This window comes from uncultured Actinomyces sp. (genome assembly GCA_900541895.1).
Taxonomy (GTDB): Bacteria; Actinomycetota; Actinomycetes; order Actinomycetales; family Actinomycetaceae; genus Pauljensenia.
Genome location: UWSI01000015.1, coordinates 1 through 13,521 on the forward strand (window position 1 = coordinate 1; position 13,521 = coordinate 13,521).

The 13,521-nt window shown below is 54.5% G+C and carries 14 protein-coding genes, 3 tRNA genes and 1 pseudogene; 8 read left to right on the plus strand and 10 right to left on the minus strand.

The features are described 5' to 3' along the window. Positions 1–157, plus strand: a pseudogene (locus tag QZR18_RS05080) (aminotransferase); the annotation flags it as partial. Next, positions 154–1,320, plus strand: a complete 1,167-nt coding sequence (gene mnmA / locus QZR18_RS05085) for a tRNA 2-thiouridine(34) synthase MnmA (RefSeq protein WP_295910535.1) — start codon at positions 154–156, stop codon at positions 1,318–1,320. The pseudogene QZR18_RS05080 and the gene mnmA, both read left to right, overlap by 4 nt. Before the next feature lie 37 nt (positions 1,321–1,357). On the opposite strand, the gene QZR18_RS05090 is transcribed toward mnmA, so the two are convergent. Beyond that, positions 1,358–1,438, minus strand: a tRNA-Leu gene (locus QZR18_RS05090). Positions 1,439–1,529: 91 nt separating this feature from the next. Between QZR18_RS05090 and QZR18_RS05095 the strand changes: the two genes are divergently transcribed. Further along, the gene (locus QZR18_RS05095) at positions 1,530–2,006 is read left to right on the plus strand and encodes a peroxiredoxin (RefSeq protein ID WP_295910537.1); all 477 of its coding nucleotides are present in this window, start codon (positions 1,530–1,532) and stop codon (positions 2,004–2,006) included. 152 nt (positions 2,007–2,158) lie between these two features. On the opposite strand, the gene QZR18_RS05100 is transcribed toward QZR18_RS05095, so the two are convergent. From QZR18_RS05100 to QZR18_RS05110, 3 genes are all read right to left on the minus strand, one after another. Then, positions 2,159–2,749 (minus strand): hypothetical protein, encoded by a 591-nt coding sequence (locus QZR18_RS05100; protein WP_295910538.1) that lies wholly within the window; start codon positions 2,747–2,749, stop codon positions 2,159–2,161. A gap of 37 nt (positions 2,750–2,786) precedes the next feature. Then, positions 2,787–2,859 (minus strand) — tRNA-Lys (locus QZR18_RS05105). A 43-nt stretch (positions 2,860–2,902) separates the two neighbouring features. Then, a tRNA-Lys gene (locus tag QZR18_RS05110) sits at positions 2,903–2,975 on the minus strand. 115 nt (positions 2,976–3,090) lie between these two features. Between QZR18_RS05110 and QZR18_RS05115 the strand changes: the two genes are divergently transcribed. Further along, positions 3,091–3,807, plus strand: coding sequence for a metal-dependent transcriptional regulator (locus tag QZR18_RS05115; protein ID WP_295910540.1), 717 nt, complete (start codon positions 3,091–3,093; stop codon positions 3,805–3,807). A gap of 20 nt (positions 3,808–3,827) precedes the next feature. Here the strand turns inward: QZR18_RS05115 and QZR18_RS05120 are convergent, their stop codons facing one another. Continuing rightward, complete coding sequence (locus QZR18_RS05120) at positions 3,828–4,268, minus strand: HIT family protein (RefSeq protein ID WP_295910541.1); 441 nt, start codon at positions 4,266–4,268, stop codon at positions 3,828–3,830. Positions 4,269–4,401: 133 nt separating this feature from the next. On the opposite strand from QZR18_RS05120, the gene QZR18_RS05125 reads away from it, so the two are divergent. Beyond that, on the plus strand, positions 4,402–7,335 hold the full coding sequence (locus QZR18_RS05125; protein ID WP_295910543.1) for a leucine--tRNA ligase: 2,934 nt from the start codon (positions 4,402–4,404) through the stop codon (positions 7,333–7,335). A gap of 2 nt (positions 7,336–7,337) precedes the next feature. Then, a complete protein-coding gene (locus tag QZR18_RS05130) occupies positions 7,338–8,468 on the plus strand; it encodes an Fpg/Nei family DNA glycosylase (RefSeq protein ID WP_295910545.1) in 1,131 nt (376 codons plus the stop codon). An 82-nt stretch (positions 8,469–8,550) separates the two neighbouring features. Here QZR18_RS05130 and QZR18_RS05135 read toward each other — a convergent pair whose 3' ends face one another. The 4 genes from QZR18_RS05135 to QZR18_RS05150 all read right to left on the minus strand — a co-directional run bounded on the left by QZR18_RS05135 (position 8,551) and on the right by QZR18_RS05150 (position 11,557). Continuing rightward, positions 8,551–9,051, minus strand: coding sequence for a GNAT family N-acetyltransferase (locus QZR18_RS05135; RefSeq protein ID WP_295910546.1), 501 nt, complete (start codon positions 9,049–9,051; stop codon positions 8,551–8,553). Positions 9,052–9,160: 109 nt separating this feature from the next. After that, on the minus strand, positions 9,161–9,778 hold the full coding sequence (cysE, locus tag QZR18_RS05140; protein ID WP_295910548.1) for a serine O-acetyltransferase: 618 nt from the start codon (positions 9,776–9,778) through the stop codon (positions 9,161–9,163). Positions 9,779–9,922: 144 nt separating this feature from the next. Continuing rightward, a complete protein-coding gene (gene cysK / locus QZR18_RS05145; protein WP_295910549.1) occupies positions 9,923–10,855 on the minus strand; it encodes a cysteine synthase A in 933 nt (310 codons plus the stop codon). Between the two features lie 60 nt (positions 10,856–10,915). After that, positions 10,916–11,557 carry a YigZ family protein gene (locus QZR18_RS05150; protein ID WP_295910550.1) on the minus strand — a complete coding sequence of 214 codons (642 nt, stop codon included), beginning with the start codon at positions 11,555–11,557 and terminating at the stop codon, positions 10,916–10,918. A gap of 203 nt (positions 11,558–11,760) precedes the next feature. Between QZR18_RS05150 and rpmF the strand changes: the two genes are divergently transcribed. Then, the gene (gene rpmF / locus QZR18_RS05155; RefSeq protein ID WP_009409287.1) at positions 11,761–11,931 is read left to right on the plus strand and encodes a 50S ribosomal protein L32; all 171 of its coding nucleotides are present in this window, start codon (positions 11,761–11,763) and stop codon (positions 11,929–11,931) included. 91 nt (positions 11,932–12,022) lie between these two features. Continuing rightward, positions 12,023–12,739, plus strand: coding sequence for a DUF421 domain-containing protein (locus QZR18_RS05160; protein WP_295910552.1), 717 nt, complete (start codon positions 12,023–12,025; stop codon positions 12,737–12,739). A gap of 115 nt (positions 12,740–12,854) precedes the next feature. On the opposite strand, the gene QZR18_RS05165 is transcribed toward QZR18_RS05160, so the two are convergent. Next, on the minus strand, positions 12,855–13,514 hold the full coding sequence (locus QZR18_RS05165; RefSeq protein ID WP_295910582.1) for an LUD domain-containing protein: 660 nt from the start codon (positions 13,512–13,514) through the stop codon (positions 12,855–12,857). Positions 13,515–13,521 lie beyond the last annotated feature (7 nt).

The following is a 13,521-nucleotide window of genomic DNA, read 5'->3' on the forward strand; positions in this document are numbered from 1 at the left end:
GGCCCTTGGCTACAGTGAAAATCAAGCACTTGGTGTGCTGCGGGTTTCCACGGGTTTGGAAACTACCGTAGAAGATATTGATGCTTTTCTTTCGGCACTTCCCGCCGCAATCCGAGCGGGACAGGCATTGGATGAACGAGACAGGATGGATGCATGAGGGTTCTTGCGGCTCTATCGGGTGGAGTGGACTCTGCAGTCGCGGCAGCGAAGGCTGTAGAGGCCGGACACGAGGTCGTAGGAGTGCATATGGCCCTATCGTCTCAACCTCAAGAATGCCGTTTGGGTTCTCGCGGCTGCTGTTCGGTTGAAGATGCTGCTGATGCTGCTCGTGCTGCCGAAATCATGGGGATTCCATTTTATGTGTGGGATCTTGCCGAAGAATTTGAGCAGACAGTCATCACTGACTTCGTTGAGCAGTACAAGGCCGGACATACTCCGAATCCTTGTGTTCGTTGCAACGAATTCGTCAAGTTTAGGGAGCTTGCCCAGCGTGCGCGGGCACTGGGATTTGATGCGGTTTGTACGGGCCACTACGCGCGTATTGTTCAGACAGATTTGGGTCCTCAGCTCCATCGTGGACGTGACGAGGCAAAAGATCAGTCCTATGTGCTTGCAATTATGGGACCCGAAGAACTTCCACGTGTAATTTTCCCCCTGGGAGATGCTCCATCGAAATCATGGGTGCGTTCTGAAGCGGAAAGAATGGGGCTCGGAGTATCAAATAAGCCAGATTCTTACGATATCTGCTTCATTCCTGATGGAGATACGCAGGGCTTTTTACGTTCACACCTCGGGAGCAACCCGGGTGACATTGTTGATACTGAAGGTCATGTTGTAGGTCGTCACGATGGCTACTGGAATTTCACCGTTGGTCAGCGACGAGGGTTGAACTTGGGCAACCCGGCAGCCGACGGGCGGCCTCGATATGTCGTTGAGACGAAGCCTCAGCTCAACCAGGTTGTTGTTGGCGCTTCTGAATTGCTCTCTGTCGACCATATTGATTGTTCTGAACTTGTGTGGCTCGCACCTGATGATTCGGGAGAGATCAATGAGGGTGCCACACGCGAGTTTGGCCCAAGTCTTGGCCAGCGCTGCCTGAATGAAGTCGATGAGGGAGTTGTAACAGCTCAGATTCGTGCACATGGGGTGCCCAGCGTCGTGACGGAGCTTGTTCGAGAGAATGATGAAGACGGAAGCTCACGGCTGTCCGTGGCTTTGGCGCAGCCAATCCGCGGTGTCGCTGCTGGGCAATCTTTGGTCCTGTACCGGGGGACTCGAGTGATTGCCGAAGCGACAATCGAGCGCGCGTATCGCGGGTAGGCAGGTGCGGCCTCGTAGGGGCAAAGGAATTTATCAGTGCGCAAGATGGGACTCGAACCCACACGTCAAAGACACTGGAACCTAAATCCAGCGCGTCTACCAATTCCGCCACTCGCGCAACAGCACAGAGTTTACCTTATTGGAAGGGGTAAATGCTGAGGATCTATCTTGGATGGGCGCGCCGATGGAACCCCAGCTAAGCTCAGCTTATGACTCAACTTCAGGTGGGGGAGAAAGCTCCCGATTTTACTCTTGAAACAACTCACGGCACGCTTTCCTTGCACGATCTGCTGGGACAGGCGAAGTCAGGTGTGGTTGTTTATTTCTACCCCAAGGCATCGACCCCCGGGTGCACGAAAGAAGCATGCGATTTTCGCGACAGCCTCAACTCGCTTAAAGGCGCAGGGTATTCGGTAATCGGCATTAGTGCCGATTCGATGACTGCTCTTGAGAACTTTGCGTCGCGTCAAGATCTGAATTTCCCCTTGGCTTCGGATCCCGAAAAGGAAGTTCTCACCACGTGGGGCGCCTTTGGTGAAAAGAAGAACTATGGAAGGGTTTTTCAAGGGATTATCCGCTCCACAGTTGTCCTTGACCCCTCTGGAACCGTCACCCACGCCCTGTATAACGTGAAAGCAACGGGGCATGTCGCACGTGTGCGGAAGCTGCTGGGATTGGATCAATAACGCTGCTTAACAGGGAATCGGGCCAAACCGCTTCATTGCGATTTGGCCCGATTACTCTGTGGTGTCGGGATAATCTTTGGGGACCTCTGATAATCCGCGAAGTAGCTTCCCAATCAGTGAAAAAACACTTGCTGTGAAGCTGGAGCTTTCGCTTATAGAGAGGTCGCCTGAATCTCCGGATCGAAAAGCGGCACCGGTGAAGGACGACGTTCCTCTGCGGTAGCAAAGGCTTCAGCTGCGCCGACTATGGTGTGTAGATCGTGCCCATCGAGCATCCACTGTGCCGGAGTTGCTTGCTCTAAGACCTCGATCGGACGCTGGAACCATGTTGCCGCAGTTAATTGATGCACGCGTCCACGCAGGCGCCCGAGCACTTCGGACATTTCATCGATAACCGAGTGGTTGGCCATGAGCTGCCAGGTGGGGTAGTACCACATAGTGGTGGGCGACTGAACTGCAAGAATACGGTTTGTTCGCACGGCCTTGTTGATGCCCTGACGCGAGATACCCAGCCAGGCAACGATGTCTGAGGTGGTACATACGGGGCCAACGAGCTCGTGAAGACCCGGACGCGGGTCTGTCATAGAACGGATCAGGTGAGTCGCTTGTTCGACGATATCTGGGGTAATCACCGTGCGGCGACGGGCGCTGAGCTGTTGTTCAATCGATGCGAGCAGATCTTTCTCAGAAGAAGTAAGACGACGCATAAGAAGCTCCGAGGATAGTAGGGCACGAATACTCATAGTCGTATCCGACCATTGGCGCCGCCTCGGCAATGGGTGCGTCATGGGGGACTTGAACCCTCAACCCGCTGATTAAGAGTCAGCTGCTCTGCCAATTGAGCTAATGACGCTTGGGTTATGTGTTTACAGTAGCACATCTATCAACATGCTGCGTGCGTCATGAGGGAATTGAACCCCCAACCCGCTGATTAAGAGTCAGCTGCTCTGCCAATTGAGCTAATGACGCGTGTCCTTGGGACAGGAGAAAACAATACATACGTTTTGGGTAGTTCGCAAATTCGCTCTGCCTTTCTCAAGTCTCAAGGCGGTAGGCTAGGGGAGTGCAAGCAGCTGACATTTTTATGAGCGATAGTCGTTCAGTACGTGAGAATGCCGTTACTCAGGACTATCTCAAGACGATCTGGAGCGCTGAAGAGAACGGACAAGCCGGTATTGCGGTCCGTCTCCTTGCTTCGCGTGTCGGCGTTGCTGTCTCCACGGCCTCGGAGAAGGTCAAGCGTTTGGTTACTGAAGGGCTTGCTTTCCACGAGCCCTATGGAAAAGTGACCTTGACTGAGCAAGGACGCCGACGCGCACTGGAAGTGGTCAGGCGCCATCGCTTACTCGAAACCTATCTGCATGATGCGCTCGGTTTTGAGTGGGATGAAGTTCACGAAGAAGCGGAAATCCTTGAGCATGCGATCTCAGACCGCCTGCTCAATCGAATCGATGAACGCTTGGGTCACCCGGTGCGCGACCCACATGGAGACCCTATTCCTTCTGCCGACGGTAGTGTCGAGCTCGTAGCAATGATTCCTCTTGTTGAGGTCATCCCGGGGAACAGAGTGTGTATCGCGCGTTTTAGCGACAGCGACGCAGCGAGCTTGCGTTCGATTGAAAATAAAGGGCTTGGTCTTGACGACCAGGTTGAAGTTCGTGAACGTGGTGAAAATGGGGAGCTTGTGCTCAGCGTTTATCCGCCTAAAACTCGCAGTGGGGCCCAAGAAAAAGAGCGACGCCTTGAGCTGAGTGCCCAAGAAGCCGCACTTATTTCTGTCGTGGGAACGCTTCCTAAGTAGCGTTTGTGAATTGTATGAGGCTAGTTCAGCGTGTTCATCGACGCTGGTACCTGTGAGCCGTAGCCCTCATTGATCAGCTCTTGACGAAGCTTATCCATGGCCTCGTGAAGCTCGGTATCACTGGCCGGAGCAGCATTGCTGAGTAGGACGTCGCTTTCTTGACGCAGGGGAATGACGTGGAGGTGGGTGTGTGGCACCTCAAATCCGGCAATCACCAGGCCGGAGCGCTGTACTTCAAAAGCGGCTTCTTGGGCACGTCCAATAAGCTGCGCAACCTTCATGAGATGCTCGCACGTTGACGTATTCAAGGCTGTCCATGAAGGGACGGGCTCGCGCGGAACAACTAGGACGTGCCCGGGACTTGTCGGCTCGATTGTCGCGAATGCGACGCAGATGTCATCGGCCCACACAAAGCGTCCGGAGAATTCTCCGGAGATGATTTTTTCAAAAACGGTACTCATAGCTCTATTGTCTAGCCCCCGGCTGGTTTTGCCTAGTGGGAATAAACAGGCAAATTCGCGCCAATGCACTAACCTATATAAGGCATAGAACGAGCCTGAAGATAGTGAATTTTCAGGGTAAATGGAGGCAAGGATGAGCGAGATCTCGACAGGCGAGCCCAATTTCCGTTATACGGCACAGTTGGCCGGTGAGATCGAAAACAAGTGGCAGGACCTATGGGACGAGCGAGGGACCTTCTTTGCAGATAATCCTGAAGGAGATCTTGCTGGAGACCTTGCCTCGCGTGATCCTTTCTTCCTCCTCGATATGTTCCCCTACCCCTCAGGTAAGGGCCTGCATGTTGGGCACCCGCTGGGCTATATCGCGACTGATACGGTTGCTCGTTTCCACCGCATGCGTGGCGAAAATGTTCTCTACACAATGGGATATGACGCATTCGGTCTTCCTGCCGAGCAATTCGCTGTTCAAACCGGTCAACACCCGCGTGTGACGACCGAAGAAAATATCGCCAACATGCGACGCCAGCTGCGTCGTCTGGGCCTTTCTCATGATCGTCGTCGTTCGTTTGCAACCACTGATGTCGACTACGTTCACTGGACTCAGTGGATCTTCCTGCAGGTCTTTAATTCGTGGTTTGATCCCCAGGCACCCCGTCGCGATGGCCGAGGCCTGGGTGCTGCGCGCCCGATTTCCGAGCTTGTTGCGCAGTTTGAGTCGGGAGAGCGTGAGCTTCCAGAAGAATTCTCCGCTCGATCATGGAATGAGCTGAGTCCGCGTGAGCGTGCGCGCGTTATTGACTCCTACCGACTGGCCTACATTTCTGAGGCTCCTGTTAACTGGTGCCCCGGTCTGGGTACTGTCTTGGCGAATGAAGAAGTCACCGCTGAAGGACGTTCAGAGCGCGGTAACTACCCGGTCTTTAAGCGCTCGCTGCGCCAGTGGATGATGCGCATTACTGCTTACGGCGATCGCCTGATCGAAGACTTGGACACCATTGATTGGCCTGAAAAGGTGCGCACCATGCAGCGCAATTGGATCGGGCGCTCGCACGGTGCAGAGGTCGATTTCCGCGCCGTGGGTGATGGCGTGTCAGATAGCGAGTTCACCGTTTACACGACACGTCCCGATACGCTCTTTGGAGCGACCTTCGTGGTCTGGTCTCCCGAGCACCCCCTGCTTGGTGGAACCACTCCCGGTTCATCCTCTGACCAGGCTGCGCTTAAACTTCCCGCATCTTGGCCGCAAGGAACGCGCCCCGAGTGGAGTGCGGGCTATGCAACTCCTGCAGAGGCAGTGGCGGATTACCGTGCACAGGCTGCTGCAAAGACCCCGGAACAGCGCGCAGAGGATGCGGGAGAGAAGACTGGTGTCTTCACTGGGCTGTGGGCAATTAACCCTGTGAACCAGAAGCGTATCCCTGTCTTTATCGCTGACTACGTTTTGATGGATTATGGAACCGGCGCCATCATGGCGGTTCCTGCGCACGATGATCGTGACTGGGAGTTTGCGCGTCGTTTCCAGCTGGACATCATTCGCACGATCGGTGATGCTGAGGACCCCACTGCCCACGATCTGACTCAGAGCGCCTATACCGGTGATGGTGTTGCTGTCGACTCAGCCAATGAGGAAATTAGCCTCAATGGCCTCGATAAGGACGCTGCAAAGGCAGCGATGACGAAGTGGCTGGAATCCAAGGGCCTGGGGCGCGCCGCAACAACCTATCGCCTGCGCGACTGGCTCTTTAGCCGTCAGCGTTACTGGGGTGAGCCTTTCCCGATCGTGTGGGATGAGGATGGCGTTGCGCACTCACTTCCCGAAGATATGCTTCCCATTGAGCTTCCTGAAATCAGTGATTATTCACCGCGTACCTTCGACCCTGACGACGCGGATAGTGAACCCGAGGCTCCTCTGGGACGCGCTCAGGAGTGGGTCAATGTCACCCTCGATTTGGGCGATGGTCCCAAGCAGTACCGCCGTGAGACAAACACCATGCCTCAGTGGGCAGGTTCGTGCTGGTACGAAATGCGCTATACCGATCCGACTAACCCCACGACCTTCGCCGGTGCAGAAAATCTGAGCTATTGGATGGGGCCGCGTGAGGGCAAGATCAGTGGTGGAACTGATCTGTACATTGGCGGTGTCGAGCACGCTGTGCTCCACCTACTCTATGCGCGCTTCTGGCAGAAGGTTCTTTTCGATCTGGGATTTGTTCCCGATAGCGAGCCCTACCACACGCTGTTTAACCAGGGCTACGTGCAGGCTTATGCGTACACCGATGCTCGCGGGCAGTACGTTCCGGCTGACGAGGTCGAAGGCGAGGAGACAAGCGGCTTTACCTGGAAGGGACAGCCTGTCAATCGCGAATACGGCAAGATGGGCAAGTCGCTCAAGAATATCGTGACGCCTGACGAGATGTACGACGCCTACGGTGCGGATGTCTTCCGTGTCTACGAAATGAGCATGGGGCCCCTGGATGTTTCGCGTCCCTGGGATACGCGTGCAGTCGTCGGCTCGCAGCGCTTCCTTCAGCGCTTGTGGCGCAATGTCCTTGATGAAGAGACGGGTGAGGTCACCGTTAGCGATGAGCCGATGGATAAGAAGACGGCGCGTCTGCTGGCACGTACGATCAGCGAGGTCACCGTTGAATACGAGAACCTGCGTATCAACACGGCTATCGCCAAGCTGATCGTTCTGAACAACCACCTGACCTCTTTTGATCGCGTCCCTCGCGTTGCCGTTGAGGCCCTCATTCTCATGCTCTCTCCTGTTGCTCCGCACATTTGTGAGGAACTGTGGCAGAAGTTGGGGCATGAAGAATCGCTTGCTCGAGTACCTTTCCCGGTCGTGGAAGACGAGTCCTTGCTTGAAGACGACACCGTGACCGCGATCGTTCAGGCTAATGGCAAGCTCCGCGCGAAGCTCGAGGTTCCCGTGTCGATTAGCGAAGATGATTTGCGTACCCTTGCCCTTGAACAAGCTCCGATCGTCAAGCTTCTTGATGGACGCGAGCCCTTAAAGGTCATTGTGCGTGCTCCGCAGCTGGTCAACATCGTTCTTCCGAAGTAACCATGCCTGAAGGAGATGCGATCCATCGGATCGCCAACACGTTTTCTGTTCTCTTCCAGGGCAGTGAGGTCGAAACTTCGTCACCGCAGGGGCGTTTTGCCTCATCCGCACAGTTGATTAACCACCATAAGGTTGTTGCTGTGCGGGCGGTGGGCAAGCATATGTTTGTCGGTTTTATGCCAGCTGAGGCTGCTGACTCTTGTGCTGAGCAAGCGAAGTCTGCGGAGGCTGAGTTTGCCGCTCACTTGGGCAGTCCCGAGGCCGAGGCCGCATTGCCCTTTACAGGATCATCGCCGCTGTGGGGAGAGCAGGCTTTCCCCTGTGATGAGCAGCTCCAGTGGCTCCATATTCACTTGGGCCTGTATGGGTCATGGCGTTTTGATGCGGATGAGCATGCTTTTGATGTCCCATCCTCCATTGGTGCACCACGCACGAATTGGGTGGCGACAAAAGGGCACCGACATGCGGCTCTGAAGTGGGCGAGCTACGCGGAAGACACTCTGTACGTCGAAGATAATTTGGCGTCTGGAAATATCCAAAAGCGCGGTGAAGAATGGAATGCTCCCGATCCTGTTGGGCAGGTTCGCCTGCGGGTATTGTCGGAGCATGCAGTCGCTGATGTCACCGGTCCGAATCGGTGCGAGCTCATTTCCGATGAGGATAGACGTGTTGTCGAATCCAAGTTGGGGTGTGATCCACTTCAGCCGGGTGCCGCGCAAGATCCAGCGACCCGTAGGCGTTTCATTGAAATGATCCGCGGACGTAAACGTCCAATCGGTGAGCTCTTAATGGACCAGTCGATCGCTGCTGGAGTGGGGAACATCTATCGAGCGGAAGCGTTGTTCCTGGCTGGTATTTCACCGATGAGGGCTGGAAATCGCCTCTCTGTGCAGCGTGTTGGCCACCTGTGGGACACCGTGTGCGAACTGATGATACGAGGCCTAGAGATTGGACGTATCGATACGATTCGTCCCGAGGATCAGCCTGATCCAATTCCTGAAGGTGATGAAGAATTGGCGCGATGGTATATCTACCATCGCAGTGGACGGCCATGTATTAAATGCGGGACGACGATCAGTGAAAAGCTCATGCAAAATCGCCGTCTTTTCTGGTGCTCGAATTGTCAGAACTAAGGCAGTAGGAAAAGCCTCGCGTGAGAGGGGATAGCGCAGCTATTCGCAGTTCAGCATTCCCTGCGCTTTAAAGCAATTCTGCTTAGCTTGCGGGGGATTTGTCGCTTTCTTGGAAGATGTCGTAGATCTGAGGAAGGTGAACATTTGCCTCGTCAATTCTGACGACAAGGGAAGATGCTCCCCAGTCTTTACAGCGACGTGCGCACTCTGCGACCAATGCGGTAGCAATTCCGCGGCCCCGGAACTTCGGGTGAACCATCAGGTCGATGACCTGTGGAAGTCCACTGGGTTCTTCAACGGGGGGATCGACAACGACGATAATCGCGGCGATTAGCTCTCCTTCGATCCAACCACCTAGGAAGGATCCCTCCAATGGGGTGCCGAAAACCCCGTCAAAGCACAGCCGCATCTCGTCTGTTGCTTCAATATGTGCCTCGATAGTTGGGCGGATACCGTATGCGGCTAAAGAAAGCTCAGCAAGTTCCGGGATATCGAAGCGCGTCAGTACGCCGATCTCACACTCTGTTGCACCGTGAAGGCGCGTCAGTGCGTCAATCTGTGCTTGTAGAGAATGCCTGTCCATAAGGACAGAATATGTGATCTGTTACACGGGTGGCGGCACGTGAGAAGGTGTGCGAACTCACAGAGTTATTTTTGGGAGTTTGTTCGAAAGCTTGACAAATGCGAGGAACTTAGATGTACCAAGTCGGATCATCTTCCCAGCAATTTGGATCGATGATGAGGTCGCGATCATCCTCCATCATTCGTTCTTCCGGTTTCTGACGTAACTTTGCTGGGACGCCGATTGCAACAGCATCTTCGGGGACATCCTTGGTGACGACGGCATTGGCTCCAACTTTGGCGCCATCGCCAACTGTGATGGGGCCAAGAATCTTTGCGCCAGCACCGATCATGACGTGATTACCGATGGATGGATGCCGTTTCCCGGGGTTCATAGCGACGCCACCCAAGGTCACCCCGTGGAAGATTACAACGTCTTCACCGACCTCGGCTGTTTGCCCAATGACGACCCCCGTCGCGTGGTCAATGAATACACGGCGCCCGATAGTAGCCTCGGGATGGATGTCAACCCCTGTCGCCATCCTTGCAATTGAGGAAAGGACGCGAGCGGGCGTGCGTAGCGCGGGGTGAGACCACATTGCGTGTGTTACTCGATGAGTCCACAGCGCATGGACGCCGGGATAGGCGAGTGCGACTTCAAGAGTTGAACGGGCCGCGGGATCGCGCCGTTTTGCCGTTCGAAGATCCTCGGCAAGAAGCTGAATGATCTTGCGTGGAGACGAGGCCATGGGTAGTTCTCCGTCAGTCGCTTGTGGGTAGTTGTGCACTGTTATGCGGGTGAAGTGCTCGTGGGTTTTGATTGTCCTGTGCGCTCTCATCCAAGGACGCAGAAATGGGGTGGATGAGCATGTATCTCATCCACCCCAGACCTGTCAGTCGCGCAGGTTTTCGAAGAGCGCTGTCGAAAGGTAACGCTCACCGGTATCGGGGAGGACCACGACGATTCGCTTACCTTCGTTTTCAGGGCGCTGCGCCACCTGGATTGCAGCGGCAAGTGCTGCGCCTGAAGAAATACCAACAAGCAGGCCTTCTTCCGCGGCTGCTCGCCGCGAAGTTTCCAGTGCTAGTGGAGTTTCAATATCGATTACTTCGTCAACAACGCTGGGATCGTAGGTCTGAGCAACGAAGTTTGGGCCGAGTCCCTGGATACCGTGCGGGCCAGCCTCGCCACCGGTAAGAAGCGGGGACTCTGCCGGTTGAACCGCGATGACCTTGACGTTGGGCTTGAGTTCCTTGAGGACAGCACCCACACCAGATACTGTTCCACCCGTACCGACACCAGCAATGAAGATATCAACGTTCTCGTCGGTATCGCGAAGAATCTCTTCTGCGGTCGTACGGCGGTGCACGGCGGGATTTGCGGGGTTGGTGAACTGGGAGGCGATGATGGACCCGGGACGCGAATCACGGATGCGCTCAGCTTCTGCGACAGCGGCGGTCACTCCACCCTTGGGGTCGGTAAGGACCAGTTCCGCACCAAAGGCGCGAATAAGAATGCGGCGCTCGAGGCTCATCGAGGAAGGCATGACAATGACAACCTTGTAACCGCGTGCTGCACCAACCATTGAGAGTGCAACGCCGGTATTTCCTGAGGTGGCTTCGATAATAGTCCCGCCTGGCTTGAGTTCCCCGGAAGCCTCTGCGGCATCAACGATGGAACGAGCAATACGATCCTTGACGGAAGAAGCAGGGTTGAAAGCCTCGACTTTCGCGACGATTTCCGCGCCACCTTCGTTCAGGCGGTTAATTCGAACCAGGGGAGTGCCACCGATGAGGTCGGTGACATCTGTTGCGATGTTGGTCATGATGTCTCCTAGATGTCGCTTCGTGCCATGCACGTAACTGCAACTCTATGGGGAGCCGGATTATTCCGCGATTTCTATGTAACGTTGTCCCAGAGGGCGAAAAACATACTGGCCTGAACTGAGCGTGGCGAGCAGATTTTCAGCTATTTTCAGCTGCTGTGGACTCATTGCCACGGTGAGTAATACAGTGGATCCCCACTGAGCATCGACTACGTGCCCGCCTAAACGACGTAACTCGCCTTCAATTCGTCCAGCATCAACGGGAGCGAGTTCAGTCTTGACAACTGACAGCGCCTCCAAGCGCGCGAAAGGAGCCTGAGCAAGCGCCTCGCTGGTTGCGCTTGAATACGCCCGCACGAGGCCACCGGCTCCCAAGAGAATTCCCCCAAAGTAGCGCGTCACAACGACTGTCACATTCCATAGCTCATTGCGCTTAAGAACATCCAACATGGGAGTTCCAGCGGTGCCTGAAGGCTCTCCGTCATCCGAAGAATGTTGAGAAGGTGAATGGCCTTCTTCCGCGATCATCCATGCTGAGCAGTTGTGGCGTGCCTGCGGATGAGCGTCTTTGACTGAATTAATGAACTCACGGGCTTCTTCGGGTGTATCCGTCCTCGCGATCGATGCAAGAAAGCGCGACCGTTTAATTTCAATCTCATGGGACAGGCGTGTGCCTGAAGCAAGCACTCGAAGAGAGGACATAGTGCCTTCATTGTTGCATGAGTGTTTGTGAGGCTGGGAATGAGACGAGCTTCGCACGAATAATTCCTTTGGAATATGCGTACTTTTGGCCCGTCGTGCTACAGTGGTCAGGTTGTCGAAAGTCATATGTCTATGGCTGCGTGTCTGAAAGATACGCATCGACGCGGTAAAAACGTCAGAACTAGAAGAGGAGCGGTAGGGTCATGGCAGTTCCCAAGCGCAAGATGTCCCGAGCAAACACCCGCACTCGCCGGTCCGCATGGAAGGCCGATCTCACTGAGCTGAACACCATCAAGGTGGGCGGCCGTGAGGTGCGTGTTCCCCGTCGTCTGGCGAAGGCGTACAAGAACGGCCTGCTGGACGTCGAGGACTGATTCCTCCGTTCGCAAGTTTTTGTGGGGTCCGGTACCAACAGGTACCGGACCCCACACTGTTATCAGTTAGTCCGTGTTCTATTGTTGATTTATGTGGCACGAACTCATCCTTGACGCGCACTCGATTTTCCGACTTTTCATCGGTATCGTGATTATCTCTGCTCACCTCACTCTGACAAAGAAACAGAGCCTTACCCAATTCACTTCTATTGACTTCATCGGAAACTTTATTCTCGGTGGGATCATCGGCGGTATTATCTACAACCATTCGGTTTCGACTTTCTCCTACGTTGTACTGCTGCTTGCAACTGTGGGCATGATTTCGTTTTTCAACTTCATTGCCTCCCGCTTTATGCCCGCGCGGCAAATCCTCAAGGGCAAAGCGGTGACCATCATCAATCACGGCCACTTCGTCATTGATTCTCTCGATGATGAAAGCAGTAATTTTGACATCATTAATTTCACCGAAGAGCTTCGCTCGCGCGGGATCTTTTCAGTTGAAGATGTTGAGTTTGCACAGTATGGATCCAATGGCTCTTTGACCGTTGTCAAGAAGAGCGATGGAAGCATGAGCTACGTCTTAGTCTCGAAGGGGCAGATTGTTCAGGATCAACTTGAAGCCTCTGGTCAGAGCGAGGAATGGCTGACGAAGGAACTCGAACACCAGGGAATTAAGCTCGAAGACATTTTCTTTGCTGAGCTCGAGGGGCGCGAGAAACTTTATGTCGTGATGAATGATATGACGGCTCGTTCTTTCGCATTCAGCCTTGAGAACTCGCAGGAAAATGCGGAGCAAAAAATGGATTAGGCGACTTCGTTAAGTCAGCTCTTTGCTTCTCCTTTGAACAAGGAAAGTTAAGTGGTGGGGCGGTCCTTTCGGAACCTCCCCACCACTTAATTACACAGTGTCAGTCGTGTACTGCTTAGTGTGCGATGATCACTCGCAGGTGGCGAGGACCGTGAACGCCATTGACACGAACCAATTCGATATCCGAAGTTGCAGAACCACCGGCGATCCAGGTTGTTGGGCGCTCGGGATGCTCGCCTAAGATATCGACGGCCTGTGGCACGGTTGGAACGATTGCAGAGCGTTCCAGAATTGCCACATGAGTATCGGGAACAAGAGTGATCGCACGGCGTCCTTGATCAGGTTCACCGTCCAAGATAATCGTTCCCGAGATGGAAATCCCGACGCGAGTGCGAGTCACGACGGCATCGATTGCATCCAATTCCAATGTCGGAATAGCGTTCTCGCGCGAATCCTCACGTACCTTTCGCTTATCGCGTCCAGCCGCCTTCTTGAACTGATCATCGAGGCCTGTGGGAACGACAACCGAGGAAGCCTTGGCCTCGGAAAGGAACGTTGCAATCGCATCTTCGATTGCCTGATCATCGCGTGCCTCGACAACCTGCGCTGAGTAGTCCTCAAGCTTCTCAATCATCTCAGCAACGACTTCATCCGAACCGGGGGCATGTTGGCCTTCGCGGATGTAGTTACGAGGAATCTCGCGGACGGGACGTCCCTCTTGCGAACGCTCAATGGCCTCGCGCGCACGGGCGAGGATAGCGGTCTTCGCATCCATAACCATC